Origin of the sequence: Streptomyces sp. CT34, from assembly GCF_000805335.1 — a bacterium.
In the GTDB taxonomy this organism is placed as follows: domain Bacteria; phylum Actinomycetota; class Actinomycetes; order Streptomycetales; family Streptomycetaceae; genus Streptomyces.
Genome location: NZ_KN708638.1, coordinates 2,658,692 through 2,676,708, shown reverse-complemented (window position 1 = coordinate 2,676,708; position 18,017 = coordinate 2,658,692). Strand labels below are relative to the sequence as shown.

General features: G+C 72.1%; 17 protein-coding genes. 12 read left to right on the top strand and 5 right to left on the bottom strand.

The window, feature by feature from the left end; translation table 11 throughout:
- Window positions 1-18: 18 nt before the first annotated feature.
- Complete coding sequence (locus RZ84_RS11840; protein WP_043264290.1) at window positions 19-450, bottom strand: OsmC family protein; 432 nt, start codon at window positions 448-450, stop codon at window positions 19-21.
- 124 nt (window positions 451-574) lie between these two features.
- Here RZ84_RS11840 and RZ84_RS11835 point away from each other — a divergent pair, with 124 nt between their 5' ends.
- On the top strand, window positions 575-934 hold the full coding sequence (locus tag RZ84_RS11835) for a histidine triad nucleotide-binding protein (protein WP_043264289.1): 360 nt from the start codon (window positions 575-577) through the stop codon (window positions 932-934).
- A gap of 6 nt (window positions 935-940) precedes the next feature.
- A complete protein-coding gene (locus tag RZ84_RS11830) occupies window positions 941-1,846 on the top strand; it encodes a ribonuclease Z (protein WP_043264288.1) in 906 nt (301 codons plus the stop codon).
- Between the two features lie 59 nt (window positions 1,847-1,905).
- On the opposite strand, the gene RZ84_RS11825 is transcribed toward RZ84_RS11830, so the two are convergent.
- The gene (locus RZ84_RS11825) at window positions 1,906-2,724 is read right to left on the bottom strand and encodes an HAD family acid phosphatase (RefSeq protein ID WP_043264287.1); all 819 of its coding nucleotides are present in this window, start codon (window positions 2,722-2,724) and stop codon (window positions 1,906-1,908) included.
- A 212-nt stretch (window positions 2,725-2,936) separates the two neighbouring features.
- Here RZ84_RS11825 and RZ84_RS11820 point away from each other — a divergent pair, with 212 nt between their 5' ends.
- The 3 genes from RZ84_RS11820 to RZ84_RS11810 all read left to right on the top strand — a co-directional run bounded on the left by RZ84_RS11820 (window position 2,937) and on the right by RZ84_RS11810 (window position 6,083).
- Complete coding sequence (locus RZ84_RS11820) at window positions 2,937-4,268, top strand: enolase C-terminal domain-like protein (RefSeq protein WP_043264286.1); 1,332 nt, start codon at window positions 2,937-2,939, stop codon at window positions 4,266-4,268.
- A gap of 106 nt (window positions 4,269-4,374) precedes the next feature.
- Entirely contained in the window at window positions 4,375-5,460 is a 1,086-nt protein-coding gene (locus RZ84_RS11815; protein ID WP_043264285.1) for an S-(hydroxymethyl)mycothiol dehydrogenase, read from the top strand.
- Complete coding sequence (locus tag RZ84_RS11810; protein ID WP_043264284.1) at window positions 5,460-6,083, top strand: MBL fold metallo-hydrolase; 624 nt, start codon at window positions 5,460-5,462, stop codon at window positions 6,081-6,083. The genes RZ84_RS11815 and RZ84_RS11810 overlap by 1 nt, the downstream gene beginning before the upstream one ends.
- A 146-nt stretch (window positions 6,084-6,229) precedes the next feature.
- Here the strand turns inward: RZ84_RS11810 and RZ84_RS11805 are convergent, their stop codons facing one another.
- A complete protein-coding gene (locus RZ84_RS11805; RefSeq protein ID WP_043264283.1) occupies window positions 6,230-7,570 on the bottom strand; it encodes a 6-phospho-beta-glucosidase in 1,341 nt (446 codons plus the stop codon).
- A 67-nt stretch (window positions 7,571-7,637) separates the two neighbouring features.
- Here RZ84_RS11805 and RZ84_RS11800 point away from each other — a divergent pair, with 67 nt between their 5' ends.
- The 6 genes from RZ84_RS11800 to era all read left to right on the top strand — a co-directional run bounded on the left by RZ84_RS11800 (window position 7,638) and on the right by era (window position 13,769).
- Window positions 7,638-8,786, top strand: coding sequence for a carbohydrate kinase family protein (locus RZ84_RS11800; protein ID WP_043264282.1), 1,149 nt, complete (start codon window positions 7,638-7,640; stop codon window positions 8,784-8,786).
- 184 nt (window positions 8,787-8,970) lie between these two features.
- A complete protein-coding gene (locus tag RZ84_RS11795; protein ID WP_043264281.1) occupies window positions 8,971-9,975 on the top strand; it encodes a PhoH family protein in 1,005 nt (334 codons plus the stop codon).
- A 39-nt stretch (window positions 9,976-10,014) separates the two neighbouring features.
- Window positions 10,015-10,512 (top strand): rRNA maturation RNase YbeY, encoded by a 498-nt coding sequence (gene ybeY / locus RZ84_RS11790; protein ID WP_043264280.1) that lies wholly within the window; start codon window positions 10,015-10,017, stop codon window positions 10,510-10,512.
- A gap of 11 nt (window positions 10,513-10,523) precedes the next feature.
- Window positions 10,524-11,840 carry a hemolysin family protein gene (locus RZ84_RS11785; protein WP_043269683.1) on the top strand — a complete coding sequence of 439 codons (1,317 nt, stop codon included), beginning with the start codon at window positions 10,524-10,526 and terminating at the stop codon, window positions 11,838-11,840.
- 465 nt (window positions 11,841-12,305) lie between these two features.
- The gene (locus RZ84_RS11780) at window positions 12,306-12,671 is read left to right on the top strand and encodes a hypothetical protein (protein WP_043269681.1); all 366 of its coding nucleotides are present in this window, start codon (window positions 12,306-12,308) and stop codon (window positions 12,669-12,671) included.
- A 159-nt stretch (window positions 12,672-12,830) separates the two neighbouring features.
- On the top strand, window positions 12,831-13,769 hold the full coding sequence (gene era, locus RZ84_RS11775; RefSeq protein ID WP_043269679.1) for a GTPase Era: 939 nt from the start codon (window positions 12,831-12,833) through the stop codon (window positions 13,767-13,769).
- 760 nt (window positions 13,770-14,529) lie between these two features.
- On the opposite strand, the gene RZ84_RS11770 is transcribed toward era, so the two are convergent.
- The gene (locus RZ84_RS11770) at window positions 14,530-14,796 is read right to left on the bottom strand and encodes a protealysin inhibitor emfourin (protein WP_043264279.1); all 267 of its coding nucleotides are present in this window, start codon (window positions 14,794-14,796) and stop codon (window positions 14,530-14,532) included.
- A gap of 83 nt (window positions 14,797-14,879) precedes the next feature.
- Entirely contained in the window at window positions 14,880-15,956 is a 1,077-nt protein-coding gene (locus RZ84_RS11765; protein ID WP_043264278.1) for a M4 family metallopeptidase, read from the bottom strand.
- 292 nt (window positions 15,957-16,248) lie between these two features.
- Between RZ84_RS11765 and leuA the strand changes: the two genes are divergently transcribed.
- Window positions 16,249-18,006, top strand: a complete 1,758-nt coding sequence (leuA, locus tag RZ84_RS11760; protein ID WP_043264277.1) for a 2-isopropylmalate synthase — start codon at window positions 16,249-16,251, stop codon at window positions 18,004-18,006.
- Window positions 18,007-18,017 lie beyond the last annotated feature (11 nt).

Genomic DNA, 18,017 nt, shown 5'->3' with positions numbered 1-18,017 from the left:
TTTCGGTACGGCGTCCGGTCAGGCGAGCAGTTCGGCCGCCAGCGTGATGTTCTTGACGCCCGCCAGCGCCTGGCTCACCGGGCAGTTCCTCTTGGCGTCCTCGGCCGCGGCCTGGAAGTCCGCCTCGGACAGGCCGGGGACCCGGGCCTTGACGGTCAGTGCGATCGCCGTGATGCCCTCGCCCGGCTGGAAGGTGACGTCGGCCTGGGTGTCGAGGCTCTCGACGGTGTGGCCCTTGCCGGCCAGGCCGTGCGAGAAGGCCATGGAGTAGCAGGAGGAGTGGGCCGCGGCGATCAGCTCCTCGGGGCTGGTGACGCCGTTCGGCTGCTCGGCGCGCGCCGGCCAGTTCACGTCGTAGGTGCCGACGTTGGAGGAGGCCAGGGCGACGGTGCCCTTGCCCTCCAGGAGGTTGCCCTCCCAGTGGGTGCGGGCGGTGCGGGTGGTTGCCATGGTGCATAACTCCCGGTTGTGGGGCCAATGCGGTCTGAAGGGTCAGCTTAGTGATCCGCTAGCATCCCAGGGGCGTACGCACGGTGTGTACGCCGCACGCCGCGCGACCCGGAAGGAGCCACCGGTGGCGGGAGAACCGCAGGCCGACTGCCTGTTCTGCAAGATCGTGGCCGGGGAGGTGCCGGCGACCATCGTCCGGGAGACCGGCACCACCGTCGCGTTCCGCGACATCAACCCCCAGGCGCCGACGCACGTCCTGGTGATCCCCAAGGTCCACTATCCGGACGCCGCGTCCCTCGCCGCCGCCGAGCCGCAGGTGATCGCCGACATACTGTCCGAGTCCCGCGAGGTCGCGGCCGGGGACGAGGTCGAGGACGGCGGCTACCGGGTCGTCTTCAACACCGGCTCCGGCGCGGGCCAGACCGTCTTCCACGCGCATCTGCACGTCCTCGGTGGCCGCGGCCTCCAGTGGCCCCCCGGATAGCGAGCCGTGTCCGTACGCGAACTGGTCGTCCTCGGGACCGCGAGCCAGGTCCCCACCCGGCACCGCAACCACAACGGCTATCTGCTGCGGTGGGACGGCCAGGGGCTGCTCTTCGACCCCGGTGAGGGCACCCAGCGCCAGATGCTGCGGGCCGGGGTCGCCGCCCACGACATCAACCGGATCTGCATCACGCACTTCCACGGCGACCACTCGCTGGGCCTGGCCGGGGTGATCCAGCGGATCAACCTGGACCGGGTACCGCATCCGGTCACCGCCCACTACCCGGCGAGCGGCGAGCGGTTCTTCGACCGGCTGCGCTACGCCACCGCCTACCGGGAGACGGTCCGCATCGCCCAGCGGCCGGTCGCCGAGGACGGTGAGCTGGACCGCTCGAAGTCGTACCTCCTGGAGGCGCGCCGGCTCTCGCACCCGGTCGAGTCGTACGGCTACCGCCTGATCGAGCCGGACACCCGGCGGATGCTCCCGGACCGGCTGGCCGCCCGCGGCATCGCCGGACCGGACATCGGCCGCCTCCAGCGGGCCGGCGAGCTGAACGGCGTGACCCTCGACGAGGTCAGCGAGTTCCGGCCCGGCCAGCGGTTCGCGTTCGTCATGGACACCCGGCTGTGCGAGGGCGTGCACGCCCTCGCGGAGGGGGTGGACATGCTGGTCATCGAGTCGACGTTCCTCGACGAGGACGTCCAACTCGCCGAGGACCACGGTCATCTGACAGCCGGACAGGCCGCGCGCGTGGCGGCGGAGGCGAAGGTGCGGCATCTCGTGCTGACGCACTTCTCGCAGCGCTACGCCGACCCGGACGAGTTCGCGCGCCAGGCACGCGCGGCGGGCTTCGCCGGTGAACTCACCATCGCCCGGGACCTGCTGCGCGTGCCGCTCCCCAAGAGGCGCTGAGCGCCCGGCGGGAGCCGCACGCCCAGCGGGAGCCGGACGCCCTGCCGGAGGCCGGGGGCCTACGGCAGGTAGTACATCGGATTCGGCAGCTTGAAGGCGCGGTCCGCGGAGCCGCCCAGCAGGTCGCTGTACTGGTCGCCGAAATTGGCCACGATCCGGTAGCCGAGCGACGCGATGTGCTTGCGGGTGCCGGACTTGAAGCCGACGGTCGAGCAGGTGGCGCCGCACGGCAGGTAGGCCGGCGGGTGCTCCTGGTCCCGCAGGAAGACGTGCGTGCGGTCCAGCGGCACGTCGTAGCCGACGTTCTTGAGGTTGCGCACGCTCCAGCCGCGCTGCGCCTCCTTGCGGCCGGTGATGAAGAAGACCTCGGCGCCCTTCTCGTGCGCCCAGTTGACGAGCCGGTTCATGCCGAAGACCGGGGCCATGTCGGTGTGCGCCAGGTAGTCGTCCTGGGACTTCGGGGTGAAGTGGAAGCCGACCTTCAGCTCGTAGTTGTAGGTCAGCAGCGTCGTGTCGTCGATGTCCAGGATGATGGCGGGCCTGGCCTTCCCCGCGGGCTTCCGGTGGAGCGCCTCGGCCAGGTAGGTGCGCGCCTTGGCCTCGATACCGCGCACCTGGCGGGCGTAGTTGCCGGTGGGGGAGGCGTAGTGCTCGCCGTCGGCCGTCACCGTGTCGCCGTAGTACGCCTTGATCTTGTCCTGTACCTGCGTGAGGTTGGGGATCTCCTTGTCGGTGCGCGGCACGGAGTGCTCGGCGGTCGCCTGGCCGGCGCCGAACAGCGCGGTGCCGGCGGCGAGGGCGGCGACCACCGCGCCGGCGAGGCGGGTGCGGCGGGAGAGTGCAGGGCGGGTGCGGCGGGAGAGGGGGGCGCGGGGCATGCGCGGCTCCTTCAGGAGGTGGGGGTGGTCCCGGGTAGGTCTAACAGAGCGCAATCGGTATATCTACGCGCGAAGATTAAAGCGTTGATAAAGGGTGGCGGACGGGCGCGGCCCAACTGCCCCGCACCGCCAGGATATTGACGCCCGCGGAGCGCGCTCCCTACGCTCCATTTCCGTCCATGGACGTCATCTGCATATGGAGACGAGCGCCGATGGCCGCCGCACCCCAGGACCTGACCGTCGCCGAGGTCCGGCTCACCCCGGTCCTGGTCGCCGACCCGCCGCTGCTCAACACCCACGGCGTCCACCAGCCGTACACCCCGCGGCTGATCATCGAGGTGATCACCGCGGGCGGCGCCACCGGGCTCGGCGAGACCTACGGCGACACCGAATACCTCGGCCCGGCCCGCCTGTTGGCCGACGCCCTGGCCGGTCGGCGGGTCACCGACCTGAACGGGCTGCCCGCACTCGCCGACCGGGTGTGCGGGGACTCCCCGGACACGACCGGTGCGGACACCGCCCACGGCGTCGACGTCACCACCACCCACGCCGCAGGACTGCGCGGCACCCGGACCGCCGCCAAGCTGCGGCGCTCGGTGCTGGCCGGCTTCGAGGTCGCCTGCCTGGACGCCTGGGGCCGCGCCACCGGCCTGCCGGTGCACGCGCTGCTCGGCGGCCGGGTGCGCGACCGCGTGGAATACGGCGCCTACCTCTTCTACCGCTGGGCCGCCCACCCCGGCGACCGCGGCGAGCCCGACGACTGGGGCGCGGCCCTCGACCCGGCCGGGATCGTCGCCCAGGCCCGCCGGTTCGCCGACCGCCACGGCTTCACGTCCTTCAAGCTCAAGGGCGGCGTCTTCCCGCCGGACCGGGAGATCGCGGCGATCCGGGCGCTGGCCGCCGCGTTCCCCGGGCAGCCGCTGCGCCTCGACCCCAACGGCGCCTGGACGGTGGAGACCTCGCTGCGGGTCGCCGATGCGCTGCGGGACGTCCTGGAATACCTGGAGGACCCGGCGAGCGGCACCGACCGGATGGCCCGGGTGGCGGCCGGTACGCCGGTGCCGCTGGCCACCAACATGTGCGTCACCGCCTTCGAGGAGATCCCCGAAGCCTTCGCCCGCGGCGCCGTGCAGGTCGTCCTCGGCGACCACCACTACTGGGGCGGGCTGCGCAGTACCCGCGAACTCGCCGCCCTGTGCCGCACGTTCGGCGTCGGCCTGGCCATGCACTCCAACACCCACCTGGGCATCAGCCTGGCCGCCATGACCCAGGTGGCGGCCACCGTGCCCGACCTGGACCACGCCTGCGACACCCACTACCCCTGGCAGGCCGAGGACGTCCTCACCGAGCGCCTCGCCTTCCGCGACGGCCACCTGGACGTCGGCGACGCCCCCGGCCTCGGCGTCACCCTCGACCGCGACCGGCTGGCCGCCCTGCACCGCCGCTGGCTGGCCGACGACGGTACCCACCGCTCCCGCGACGACGCCGCCGCGATGCGCCGCGCCGACCCCGGCTGGACCGTCCCCGCGGTGCCGCGCTGGTGACCGGGGGGCGTGCCCGCCCCGCCCGCGCGCGGTGTGGCACGACGCGGTGGCGGTACGCCACAGTGGTCCCGTACGTGATCTTCACCTTCGAAGAGGGGCGGTACCGATGGCACAGGAAGTGCGCGGCGTCGTTGCGCCGGGGAAGAACGAAGCGGTGCGGCTGGAGACGATCCTGGTACCGGATCCGGGGCCCGGTGAGGCCGTGGTGAAGATCCAGGCGTGCGGGGTGTGCCACACCGATCTGCACTACAAGCAGGGCGGGATCACCGACGAGTTCCCGTTCCTGCTCGGGCACGAGGCGGCCGGCGTGGTGGAGTCGGTGGGCGACGGCGTCACCGACGTCGCGCCCGGCGACTTCGTCGTCCTCAACTGGCGCGCGGTGTGCGGCGCCTGCCGGGCGTGTCTGCGCGGCCGGCCGCAGTACTGCTTCGACACCCACAACGCCCGGCAGAAGATGACGCTCAAGGACGGGACGGAGCTGACACCGGCGCTCGGCATCGGCGCGTTCGCGGACAAGACGCTGGTCGCGTCGGGCCAGTGCACCAAGGTGGACCCGGCGGTCTCGCCGGCCGTCGCGGGGCTCCTGGGATGCGGGGTGATGGCCGGTATCGGCGCCGCGATCAACACCGGCGGCGTCGGGCGCGGCGACTCGGTCGCGGTCATCGGCTGCGGCGGGGTCGGCGACGCGGCGGTCGTCGGGGCGCGGCTGGCCGGGGCGTCGCGGATCATCGCGGTGGACATCGACGACCGCAAGCTGGACACCGCGAAGACGATGGGCGCCACCCACACCGTCAACTCCCGCACCACCGACCCCGTGGAGGCGATCCGCGAACTGACCGGTGGCTTCGGGGCCGACGTCGTCGTCGAGGCGGTCGGCCGGCCGGAGACCTACCGGCAGGCGTTCTACGCCCGCGACCTGGCCGGGACCGTCGTCCTGGTGGGCGTGCCCACCCCCGAGATGACGCTGGAGCTCCCCCTCCTGGACGTCTTCGGCCGCGGCGGCGCCCTCAAGTCCTCCTGGTACGGCGACTGCCTGCCGTCCCGGGACTTCCCGATGCTGATCGACCTGCACCAGCAGGGCCGGATCGACCTCGGGGCGTTCGTCACCGAGACGATCGGGATCGACGACGTGGAGCCGGCGTTCGCGCGGATGCACGCCGGCGATGTGCTGCGTTCGGTGGTGGTGCTGTGATGACCGCCCGCATCGATCACCTCGTGACATCGGGGACGTTCTCCCTGGACGGCGGCACCTGGGACGTCGAGAACAACGTGTGGATCGTGGGCGACGGCGCGGAGGCGGTGGTCATCGACGCCGCCCATGACGCCGACGCCATCCTCGAAGCCCTCGACGGGCGGACGCTGCGGGCGATCATCTGCACCCACGCCCACAACGACCACATCGACGCGGCCCCGGCGCTGGCGAGCCGCACCGGCGCCCGGATCCATCTGCACCCCGACGACCTGCCGCTGTGGAAGCAGACGCATCCGGACACCCCGCCGGACGTGGACCTGACGGACGGTCAGGTGCTGACCATCGCCGGGGTCGACCTGACGGTGCTGCACACCCCCGGCCACGCCCCCGGCGCGGTCTGCCTGTACGCCCCCGACCTGGGCACCGTCTTCACCGGGGACACCCTCTTCCGGGGCGGCCCCGGCGCCACCGGCCGGTCGTTCTCCGACTTCCCGACCATCATCGCCTCGATCCGGGACCGGCTGCTGACCCTGCCGCCGGACACCGTCGTACGGACCGGGCACGGCGACTCGACCACCATCGGGGAGGAGGCCCCGCACCTGCCGGAATGGCTGAGCCGCTAGCGGCTGCGCGCCGGCCGTGGCCGATCCTTAGGGGGTGGGCGAACACATCCCGTAGGGGGTGAGAGCGCCCCCTGCGGGGCCACAACGCGGCGGAGGCGGCGGAGTATTCCCGGGGGCGCGGCACGAAAGGGTGGTGTGTGCCGGCGTCACGCCTCCTCGGCCGCCCGTGCCAGGATGCGGGCGGCCACCGCCGGCGAGTCCACCAGCGGGTGCAGCGCCAGCGCCCGCAGCGCCGCGGACCGGTCCTTGAACACCGCGGCCTCCACCGTCGCCCGCTCCACCGCCTTGACCTGGAGCATCAGCCCCAACTGGTCCTCGCGCAGCGGCGCGCAGGGCACCGGGCGGGCCCCCCGGGCGTCCACCTCGCACACCGTCTCCACGATCGCGTCCGGTGCCAGCTGCGGCACCGTCGTGCCGTTGCGGACGTTGAGGATCAGCCGCCGGCCGGTGTCGTGGGCGAGGGCGTGCATCAGGGCCAGCGCCACCCGGTCGTAGCCGCCGCCCTCCAGGTCGTGGCTGTCGCGCCGCCAGCCGCCGCTCGCCTCCCGGCTGTGCGCCAGGTACGTCTCCTCGCGCTCCAGCCGGGTCCGCTCCCACAGCTCGTACACCGCGTCCGGGGAGCCGGCCGCCGCGGCCCGCTCGAAGAAGCCGCCCTGCTGCCGGTCGAGGAACTCGCCGCGGGTCTGGCCGGCGTCCCGTACGGAGTGCAGGGTCTCGCGGCGGAAGTAGTAGTAGTGCAGGTACTCGTTGGGCAGCGACCCCAGGGTGCGCAGCCAGTCGGCGCCGAAGAGCCGGCCCTCCTCGAAGGAGCCCAGAGCCCTGTCGTCGGCCAGCAGACCGGGCAGCAGATCGGTGCCGTCGAGGGTCAACGACCGCAGCCAGCCGAGGTGGTTGAGCCCCACGTAGTCGAAGCCGGACCGCGCCGGGTCCGCCAGCGCCGACGGGTCCGCGCCGGCCGCGCGGGCCGCGCGCCGCACCAGCCCCACGGGCGAGTCGCAGATCCCGATGACGCGGTCGCCCAGTACGTGGGACATCGCCTCGGTGATCATGCCCGCGGGGTTGGTGAAGTTGATGACCCAGGCGTCCGGGGCGAGCGCCGCGACCCGCTCGGCGATGTGCAGCGCGACCGGGATCGTCCGCAGCCCGTAGAGCACCCCGCCCGCGCCGACCGTCTCCTGGCCGAGCACGCCCTCCGACAGCGGGATCCGCTCGTCGTGGATCCGGCCGGCCGTCCCGCCGACCCGTATCGCGGAGAAGACGAAGTCGGCTCCGGTCAGCGCGGCGTCCAGGGAGTCCGCCACTCGTACGGGTACCGCTTCGCGGCGGCCCTCGGCCAGCCGCGCCAGCACCTCGGAGATCACCTCGACCCGCCGCGGATCGGTGTCGTGCAGCGTCAGCTCGGAGACGGAGCGTGCCGGGTCGTCCAGCAGCGCGCGGTAGACCAGCGGCACCCGGAAGCCGCCCCCGCCGAGAATGGAGAGCTTCATGGGGCGGAACGTACCGCAGCATCGGGCACACTGGCGGCACGAGTTGCGTACGAGAGGGGCGAGCGCGGTGAGCACTGGCCGACGCGATGTCCAACCGCCTGCGGGGCCGGCCGCCGTGCCGCCGGGCCTCGATCCGCTGGCCGCGGTGCGCGCGCAGGGCGATCCGCGCACCGACGTCTACCTCACCGGCACGGTCTTCCTCGACATCGTCTTCACCGGCCTGGACTCCGCCCCGGTGCGCGGCACCGAGTCCTGGGCCCGCGGCATGGGCTCCAGCCCCGGCGGCGTCGCCAACATGGCCACCGCGCTGGCCCGGCTCGGCCTGCGCACCTCCCTGGCCGCGGCGTTCGGCGACGACATGTACGGCGAGTACTGCTGGGAGGCGCTCGAACAGGGCGAGGGCATCGACCTCGCGCTCTCCCGCAAGGTCCCCGGCTGGCACTCCCCGGTCACCGTCTCCATGGCCTACGAGGGCGAGCGCACGATGGTCTCGCACGGCCACGAGGCGCCGCCGCCGGAGCACGCCTTCGACGGCAGGCACGCCCCGGGCTGCCCGCCGCCGTCCCGCGCCTGCATCGCCTCGCTCGTCCCCGGCCGCCGGGAGGGCTGGCTGGGCTGCGCGGCGGGCCGCGGCAGCCGGATCTTCGCCGACGTCGGCTGGGACGACAGCGGTCGCTGGGATCCGGCCGACCTCGCCGACCTGGAGCACTGCGAGGCGTTCCTCCCCAATGCCGAGGAGGCGATGCGCTACACCCGCACCAGCTGCCCGCGGGCCGCCGCCCGCAAGCTCGCCGACCTGGTCCCGCTCGCCGTGGTCACGCTCGGCCCGGAGGGCGCCTACGCGGTGGACGGGCGGAGCGGCGAGAGCGCCGAGGTGCCCGGCATCGCGGTCGAGGCGCTGGACCCGACCGGCGCCGGGGACGTCTTCGTGGCCGGGTTCGTCACCGGCACCCTCGCCGACTGGCCGCTGGCCGACCGGCTGGCCTTCGCGGGGCTGAGCGCCGCGCTGTCCGTGCAGGAATTCGGCGGCTCGCTCTCCGCGCCCGGCTGGGCGGAGATCGCGGCCTGGTGGCGGGGGGTGCGCGCCTGCGGGACACCGGCCGCGGCCGACCTGCGCCGCCAGTACGGGTTCCTCGACGCCGTGCTGCCGGCCGCGTACCGGCCGGCGCCGCTGGCCCGCGCGGTCCCCACCATCGGCTTCCGCCGCCCGGCCTGACCGGCGGCCGGCCCGCCGCCCGCGCCGTCCGGCCGCCCGGGCCGGGAAATCCCGCCGGGCCTGTCGGTGCCCCGTCGTACTCTGGTAGCGCAAGGAGCCCGGTGCGGGCAGCCCGGCAGCGCTGCCGGGGGCCGCACCCGCGATGAGCAAAGGATGGGGGTTGAGCAGGCCGCACGGCCTACCCATGACGCAGACACCGACACACGCGCAGGCGAGCGCTCAGTTCACGGTCCCGGCCAAGCACCCCATGGTCATGGTCCTGGGATCCGGTGACGCGCTGCTCCGCGTGATCGAGAAAGCCTTCCCCGCCACCGACATCCACGTCCGGGGCAACGAGATCAGCGCGGTCGGCGACGCCCGGGAAGTCGCCCTCGTCCAGCGCCTGTTCGACGAGATGATGCTGGTGCTCCGCACCGGACAACCGATGACGGAGGACGCAGTGGAACGCTCCATCGCCATGCTGCGCGCGGCGGAGGACGGCAGCGGAGCGGTGAGCGAGACGCCCGCCGAGGTGCTCACCCAGAACATCCTCTCCAACCGCGGGCGCACGATCCGCCCCAAGACGCTCAACCAGAAGCGCTATGTCGACGCCATCGACCAGCACACCATCGTCTTCGGCATCGGCCCGGCCGGCACCGGCAAGACCTATCTCGCCATGGCCAAGGCCGTCCAGGCGCTCCAGGCCAAGCAGGTCAACCGGATCATCCTGACCCGCCCCGCGGTCGAGGCCGGCGAGCGGCTGGGCTTCCTGCCCGGCACCCTCTACGAGAAGATCGACCCGTATCTGCGCCCGCTCTACGACGCGCTGCACGACATGCTCGACCCCGACTCCATCCCGCGCCTGATGGCCGCGGGCACGATCGAGGTGGCGCCGCTGGCGTACATGCGCGGCCGGACGCTGAACGACGCCTTCATCATTCTCGACGAGGCGCAGAACACCAACCCCGAGCAGATGAAGATGTTCCTGACCCGGCTCGGGTTCGACTCGAAGATAGTCATCACCGGCGATGTGACCCAGGTCGACCTCCCGGGCGGCACGAAGAGCGGTCTGCGCCAGGTCCGGGAGATCCTGGACGGCGTCGACGACGTGCACTTCTCCCTGCTCACCAGCCAGGACGTCGTCCGGCACAAGCTGGTCGGCCGTATCGTCGACGCCTACGAGAAGTACGACAGCCGCAACGGCCGGTAGGCCGCGCTGCGCGATCAAGAAGCGAGACGCACCTTCCCCATGTCGATCGACGTCAACAACGAGTCCGGAACGGACATCGACGAGCAGGCGATCCTGGACGTCGCCCGCTATGCCATCGCCCGGATGCGCATCCATCCGCTCTCCGAGCTGTCCGTCATCGTCGTGGACGCCGAGGCCATGGAGCAGCTCCACCTCCAGTGGATGGACCTCCCGGGCCCGACCGACGTCATGTCCTTCCCGATGGACGAGCTGCGCCCGCCGGCCAAGGACGACGAGGAGCCCCCGCAGGGGCTCCTCGGTGACATCGTGCTGTGCCCGGAGGTCGCCGCGAAGCAGGGCGAGCAGGCCCCGACCGGGCACAGCATGGACGAGGAGCTCCAGCTGCTGACCGTCCACGGCGTGCTCCACCTGCTGGGCTACGACCACGAGGAGCCGGACGAGAAGGCCGAGATGTTCGGGCTCCAGGCGGCGATCATCGACGGCTGGCGGGCCGGGCGCGGGCTGACCGGGCCCTCGCCGGCGCCGACCGTGACCTGACGGGGCGCATGATGACCACCCAGCTGATCGCCGTCGCGGTGCTCCTCGTCGTGATCGCCTGGCTCGCCGCGTGCGCGGAGGCCGGGCTGGCGCGGACGACCAGCTTCCGCGCCGAGGAGGCCGTCCGCTCCGGGCGCCGCGGCAGCGCCCGGCTCGCCGCGGTGGCAGCCGACCCCACCCGCTATCTGAACGTCGCGCTGCTGGTCCGGGTCGGCTGCGAGATGGCGGCCGGGGTGCTGGTCACCTACGCCTGCCTGCGGTCGTTCGACGAGACCTGGCAGGCGCTGACCGTCGCCACCGCCGTGATGGTGCTGGTCTCGTACGTCGCCGTCGGGGTCTCGCCGCGCACCATCGGCCGGCAGCACCCGCTGAACACCGCCACCGCCGCGGCGTATGTGCTGCTGCCGCTGGCCCGGGTGATGGGGCCGGTGCCCCGGCTGCTGATCCTGCTCGGCAACGCGCTGACGCCCGGCAAGGGCTTCCGCCAGGGGCCGTTCGCCTCCGAGGCCGAGCTCCGGTCGCTGGTGGATCTCGCGGAGAAGGAGTCGCTGATCGAGGACGAGGAGCGCCGCATGGTGCACTCCGTCTTCCAGCTCGGCGACACCCTCGTGAGGGAGGTGATGGTGCCGCGCACCGACCTGATCTCCGTGGAGCGGTTCAAGACCATCCGGCAGGCGCTGACCCTCGCCCTGCGCTCCGGGTTCTCCCGGATCCCGGTGACCGGGGAGAACGAGGACGACATCGTCGGCGTGGTCTATCTCAAGGACCTCGCCCGCAAGGTGCACATCAGCCGGGACGCGGAGAGCGAGCTGGTGTCGTCGGCGATGCGCCCCGCGGTGTTCGTACCGGACACCAAGAACGCCGGCGATCTGCTGCGGGAAATGCAGCAGGACCGCAATCACGTCGCGGTGGTGATCGACGAGTACGGCGGCACGGCCGGCATCGTCACCATCGAGGACATCCTGGAGGAGATCGTCGGGGAGATCACCGACGAGTACGACCGCGAACTGCCGCCCGTCCAGGACCTGGGCGCCGGCCGCTACCGGGTCACCGCCCGGCTGGACATCGGCGCGCTGGGCGAGCTGTACGGGCTGGAGCTGGACGACGAGGACGTGGAGACGGTCGGCGGGCTGCTGGCCAAGCTGCTGGGCCGGGTCCCGATCGCCGGGGCGACCGCCGAGGTCGACCTCTCCGGTGACGCCTCCGACCCGGACCTCAAGGCGCTGCGGCTGATCGCCGAGTCGCCGGCCGGCCGCCGCAACAAGATCATCACGGTGCTGTGCGAGCCGGTCCGCTCCGAGGTGGGCGCCGGCCCGGCCGCGAACTGACCGCGCCCCTCCCTTCCCGGTATTCGATATTCCGGTGCACCCGGCTACTGATCTCCAGTGCACCGGAAATTTCCTGAATGCCATTTCCGGCAGATCTGGATTCCCTCGGCAAAGCCGTGGAAAGATCGTCGAGCCGATGCCGGAAAGGGCGCCGGTTTCCTTGCTGTAGAGGGAAGTTGAAGCGAAATGCGCGCTCGGAAAGCCGCGGCGGAGTGCGCCGCCGCGGCAGCGCTGCCGGTGGTGCCGCGCCCGCGGTGGCATCCCCGGACGCGCGCCTGACGCGCCCTGATCCGCATCCGCGTGGCCGACGCCCGATGCGCGCACGGTGCAGATTCTTGGCTGAAGAGTCGGGTGCCCCGGCACAGGGGAGCGGGGCAACCGCACTCTTCAGCCATGGTGCGCCGGGCCTGCCGCGGAGCCGGAGCGGCTGACCGCGCCGGACCGGTCCCGCATATGCTCGCCCGTATGACCGAAGCCGCACCGCTGGACCCCGAAGACCGCAAGATCATCACGCTCGCGCGCTCGGCGCGGGCCCGTAACGGCGTGCCCGAGGGCGCCGCCGTCCGCGACGAGACCGGCCGCACCTATGTCGCCGGCACCGTCGCCCTGGACTCCCTTCAGCTCAGCGCCCTGCAGACGGCGGTGGCGATGGCCGTCGCCAGCGGTGCCACGTCCCTGGAGGCCGCGGCCGTGGTCACCGACGCCGAGCAGGCCGCCGACGCGGACCGCGCGGCCGTCCGCGACCTCGGCGGCCCCGACACCCCCGTCCTGGTCGCCGCCCCCGACGGCACCCTGCGCACCACCGTCCCGGCCGCCGGCCCGACGGCCTGACCGCCCCCGGCGGGGCGCCCCTCGGCGGCGCGCCCCGCCCTCCGGCACCCGCCGTCGCCTTCGGCGCCGCCGCCCGCATCGCGTTCGTCGGCCCAGGCCCGGCGGCCCCGGAGCGGCGGATGGTCGGAGCGGGCGCGGGGATCGGGGAGAATGGGCGCCATGAGCGCTCGTACAGACTCCGCCAGCCCGCACCGCGCCGGCTTCGCCTGCTTCGTCGGCCGCCCCAACGCGGGCAAGTCCACCCTCACGAACGCTCTCGTGGGTACGAAGGTGGCCATCACCTCCAACCGGCCGCAGACCACCCGCCACACCGTCCGCGGCATCGTGCACCGGCCCGACGCCCAGCTGGTCCTCGTCGACACCCCGGGCCTGCACAAGCCGCGCACCCTGCTCGGCGAGCGGCTGAACGACGTCGTCCGCACCACCTGGTCCGAGGTCGACGTCATCGGCTTCTGCCTGCCCGCCGACCAGAAGATCGGCCCCGGCGACCGCTATATCGCCGGTGAGCTGGCGGACATCAAGAAAACCCCCAAGGTCGCCATCGTCACCAAGACCGACCTGGTCGACTCCAAGGGGCTGGCCGCCCAGCTGATCGCCATCGACCAGCTCGGCAAGGAACTGGGCATCGAGTGGGCCGAGATCATCCCGGTCTCCGCCGTCGGCGACACCCAGGTCTCGCTGCTCGCGGACCTGCTCGTACCGCTGCTTCCCGAGGGGCCGGCGCTCTACCCCGAGGGCGACCTCACCGACGAGCCCGAGCAGGTCATGGTCGCCGAGCTGATCCGCGAGGCGGCACTGGAGGGCGTACGCGACGAGCTTCCGCACTCCATCGCCGTCGTCGTCGAGGAGATGATCCCCCGCGAGGACCGCCCCGCCGACAAGCCGCTGCTCGACGTCCACGCCAACATCTACATCGAGCGCCCCAGCCAGAAGGGCATCATCATCGGCCCCAAGGGCCGGCGCCTGAAGGAGGTCGGCACGAAGTCCCGCAAGCACATCGAGGCTCTGCTGGGCACGCCGGTCTTCCTGGACCTGCACGTCAAGGTCGCCAAGGACTGGCAACGGGACCCGAAGCAGCTGCGGAAGCTGGGTTTCTGACCCCTCCGCTGCGCCGTTCCGCTGCGCTTGGCGGGCTTCCCACGTTGTCGGCTTTCCCGCCGTGGGGGTTGTTCGCCGTTGCGCCTGCGGCGGGCGGTGCCGCTGCGCGGGGCTGTCGGGTGCGGTGACGGCCCTGCGGGGGTGGTGTGCCGGACTGCTTCGCTTTACGTCCGGCACACCGCCCCCTCCGGCCCGTCCCCTCCCGTGGGGGGTGGGGAAAAACCGGTGGGTGGGGGCTGAGGTCGCTGGTCCCCCAACGGCCGATGACGTATGGTCGGCCACCCCTCAACTCACAAGGCACGCTGACCCACTTACGTCAACCACCGCCTACCTGGTTTCCCCCCCTTCACGGGAGGGGGCGGGCCGGAGGGGCAGGGTGTCCGGACGTAAAGCGAAGCAGTCCGGACACCCTGCCCCGCAGGCCCGCCACCGCACCCGACAGCCCCGCGCAGCGGACCCGCCCGCCGCAGGCGCCACGGCGAGAAAGCCAAAAACGTCGGGTGAGGCAAAGCGCAGCGGAAGGGCAGCGGCCCCGCCCGCCGCAGGCGCCACGGCGAGAAAGCCAAAAACGTCGGGTGAGGCAAAGCGCAGCGGAAGGGCAGCGGCCCCGCCCGCCGCAGGCGCAACGGCGAGAAAGCCAAAAACGTTGGGCAAGGCAAAGCGCAGCGAACGGGCCGCAGGCGCAACGGCGACAAACCCCCACGGCGGGGAAAGCCGACAACGTGGGAAGCAGGCAAAGCGCAGCGGAAGGGCGGAACGCCTACGCCCCCTCCTTCAGCATCCGCGTGATCAACTCCCGCTGGTCCTCCGTGAGATGGGGGTCGGCGCAGTACACCGTCTTCCCGTCGACGGTGATCTCGTAGCCGAAGCCGTCCGGCACGCCGGCCGGGGGAGCGGGGTGGGCGTCGGCGACGGCCCGGTGGGCGAGGGCCTGCCAGTCGTCGGCGTCGGGGCGGCCCTCGGTGTCGACCTCGGCGCGGCGCTCGATTCCGGCGAAGCCGCCGGTGCGCCGGATGTGGATACGCATACCGGGCTCCTACCCCGCACGGCGGCGGCAGACGTGCCGCGGGCGGGAACGGCACCCGGCCGCCCCCGCCCGCGGGTGCCCGCCTACTTCTTCCCGGTCACCCCGACCTCCGACCACGCCTTGACCATCGCGTCGTGCTCCGCGCCCGCGCCGTAGCGCGCCTGAGCGGCCTGGACGGTGAGCGCGGCGAAGTCCGTGAACTGGGCGTTCTTGGCCAGGTGGCCGCCGGTGAGCACGTCGTACCAGACCTGGCCCGCCCGCTCCCACGCCTTGCCGCCGAGGGTGCTGGCGGCGATGTAGAAGGCGTGGTTGGGGATGCCCGAATTGAGGTGCACCCCGCCGTTGTCGTCGGTCGTCTCGACGTACCCGGCCATCGTCGCGGGCTGCGGGTCCTTGCCCAGGTGGGGGTCGTCGTACGCGGTCCCGGGCGCCTTCATGGAGCGCAGGCCCTTGCCGTGGACGCCGGGGGCGAGCAGGTCGGCGCCGATCAGCCAGTCGGCCTGGTCGGCGGTCTGGCCGAGCGCGTACTGCTTGATCAGCGAGCCGAAGACGTCGGAGACCGACTCGTTGAGGGCGCCGGACTGGCCCTGGTAGTCGAGGCCGGCGGTGTACTGGGTGACGCCGTGGGTCAGCTCGTGGCCGATGACGTCGACGGGGATGGTGAAGTCCTTGAAGAGGGTGCCGTCGCCGTCGCCGAAGACCATCCGCTCGCCGTCCCAGAAGGCGTTGTCGTACTTGACGCCGTAGTGGACGCTGGCGTTCAGCGGCAGGCCGGCGCCGTCGATGGACTTGCGGCCGTACGCCTTCAGATAGAACTCGAAGGTGGCGCCGAGGCCCGACTGGGCGCGGTTGACGGAGGCGTCCTGGGAGGGGCCGTCGGACTCGGCGTGGACTTTGCTGCCGGGGAGGTTCTGCTGGTGGCCGGCGTCGTAGATGGTGCGGTTGGGCCGGTCGGCGCCGTCGCGGGCCTCCTGGGGGGCGACCGAGCGGCCGGCGAGGTCGGTGCGCCGGGTGCGGTGCCGGGCGTCGTGCTCCAGGGTGCTGCGGGCGGGGCCGTGCCGCTCCGGGTCGTCGGACTCGGCGAGCTTGCCGAGGATGTGCGGCGGCACGATCGTGCAGAAGACAGGGGCGGTGCGCTTCCGGGTCACGTAGTGGTCCATGGACAAACGGTGGCACTGTGTAATCCGCCTGTCACTGCCGTTGGCCGAGATTACCGAGAACGTGTGGTTGGTCGCATTTCCTCCCCTCTGTCCCCCCGGTCCCGCATACTGATACGCGTCCGCCGGATTCCATCGGCCTCGGCTAAGGTGCTGCACATCATGCGTTTCGGGCTGCTTCTCCTTAGCTGCCGCGGCGAGGGCCTGTAGTCGTAGGCCGACCCCCTCCCCGCGGGATCTGGTGCTGCGTTCGACCGTCGGCCGTCCTTACGGATCTCCCGAGGAGCCCTACGCAATGTCGCAGCCTGTCGGCCGACCCACCCCGATCACCAACGCCACCCGCACGCAGCAGCCGTCCGGGATGCCGATCCACAAGTACCGCCCCTACGAGGCCGTGGACATCCCCGACCGCACCTGGCCGGACCGGCGCATCACCCGGGCCCCCCGCTGGCTCTCCACCGATCTGCGCGACGGCAACCAGGCGCTGATCGACCCGATGTCGCCGGCCCGCAAGCGCGAGATGTTCGACCTGCTGGTGCGCATGGGCTACAAGGAGATCGAGGTCGGCTTCCCGTCGTCCGGCGAGACCGACTTCGCGTTCGTGCGGTCGATCATCGAAGAGGGCGCGATCCCGGAGGACGTGACGATCTCCGTGCTGACGCAGGCCCGCGAGGAGCTGATCGAGCGGACCGTCGAATCGCTGGTCGGTGCGCGGCGCGCCACCGTCCACCTCTACAACGCCACCGCGCCCACCTTCCGCCGGGTCGTCTTCCGCGGCTCGAAGGAGCAGGTCAGGCAGATCGCCGTGGACGGCACCCGGCTGGTGATGGAGTACGCGGACAAGCTGCTGGGCGACGAGACGGTCTTCGGCTACCAGTACAGCCCGGAGATCTTCACCGACACCGAGCTGGACTTCGCGCTGGAGGTCTGCGAGGGGGTGATGGACGTCTGGCAGCCCGAGGAGGGCCGCGAGATCATCCTCAACCTGCCCGCCACCGTGGAGCGTTCGACGCCGTCCACGCACGCCGACCGCTTCGAGTGGATGAGCCGCAACCTCTCCCGCCGCGAGCACGTATGCCTGTCGGTGCACCCGCACAACGACCGCGGCACCGCCGTCGCCGCCGCCGAGCTGGCGATCATGGCGGGCGCGGACCGCATCGAGGGCTGCCTGTTCGGGCAGGGCGAGCGCACCGGCAACGTCGACCTGGTCACCCTGGGCATGAACCTCTTCTCCCAGGGCGTCGACCCGCAGATCGACTTCTCGCAGATCGACGAGATCCGCCGCACCAGCGAGTACTGCAACCAGATGGAGGTCCACCCGCGCCACCCCTACGCGGGCGACCTGGTCTACACCGCCTTCTCCGGCTCCCACCAGGACGCCATCAAGAAGGGCTTCGACGCCATGGAGGCCGACGCCGCGGCCCGGGGCAAGACCGTCGACGACATCGCGTGGGCGGTGCCGTACCTGCCCATCGACCCCAAGGACGTCGGCCGCTCCTACGAGGCGGTCATCCGCGTCAACTCGCAGTCCGGCAAGGGCGGTATCGCCTATGTCCTGAAGAACGACCACAAGCTGGACCTGCCGCGCCGGATGCAGATCGAGTTCTCCCGGATCATCCAGGAGAAGACCGACACCGAGGGCGGCGAGGTCACCCCGGCCGCCATCTGGTCCGTCTTCCAGGACGAGTACCTGCCCAACCCGCACGACCCGTGGGGCCGCATCCAGGTCAGGGCCGGGCAGACCACCACCGACAAGGACGGCATCGACACCCTCACCGTCGAGGCCGAGGTGGACGGTACGGAGACGGTGCTGGTCGGCACCGGCAACGGTCCGATCTCCGCGTTCTTCCACGCGCTCCAGGGCATCGGCGTGGACGCCCGGCTGCTGGACTACCAGGAGCACACGATGAGCGAGGGCGCCTCCGCGCAGGCCGCCTCCTACATCGAGTGCGCGATCGACGGCCGGGTCCTGTGGGGCATCGGCATCGACGCGAACACCACCCGGGCCTCGCTCAAGGCGGTCGTCTCCGCCGTCAACCGCGCGGGCCGCTGACCCCGTCCCGG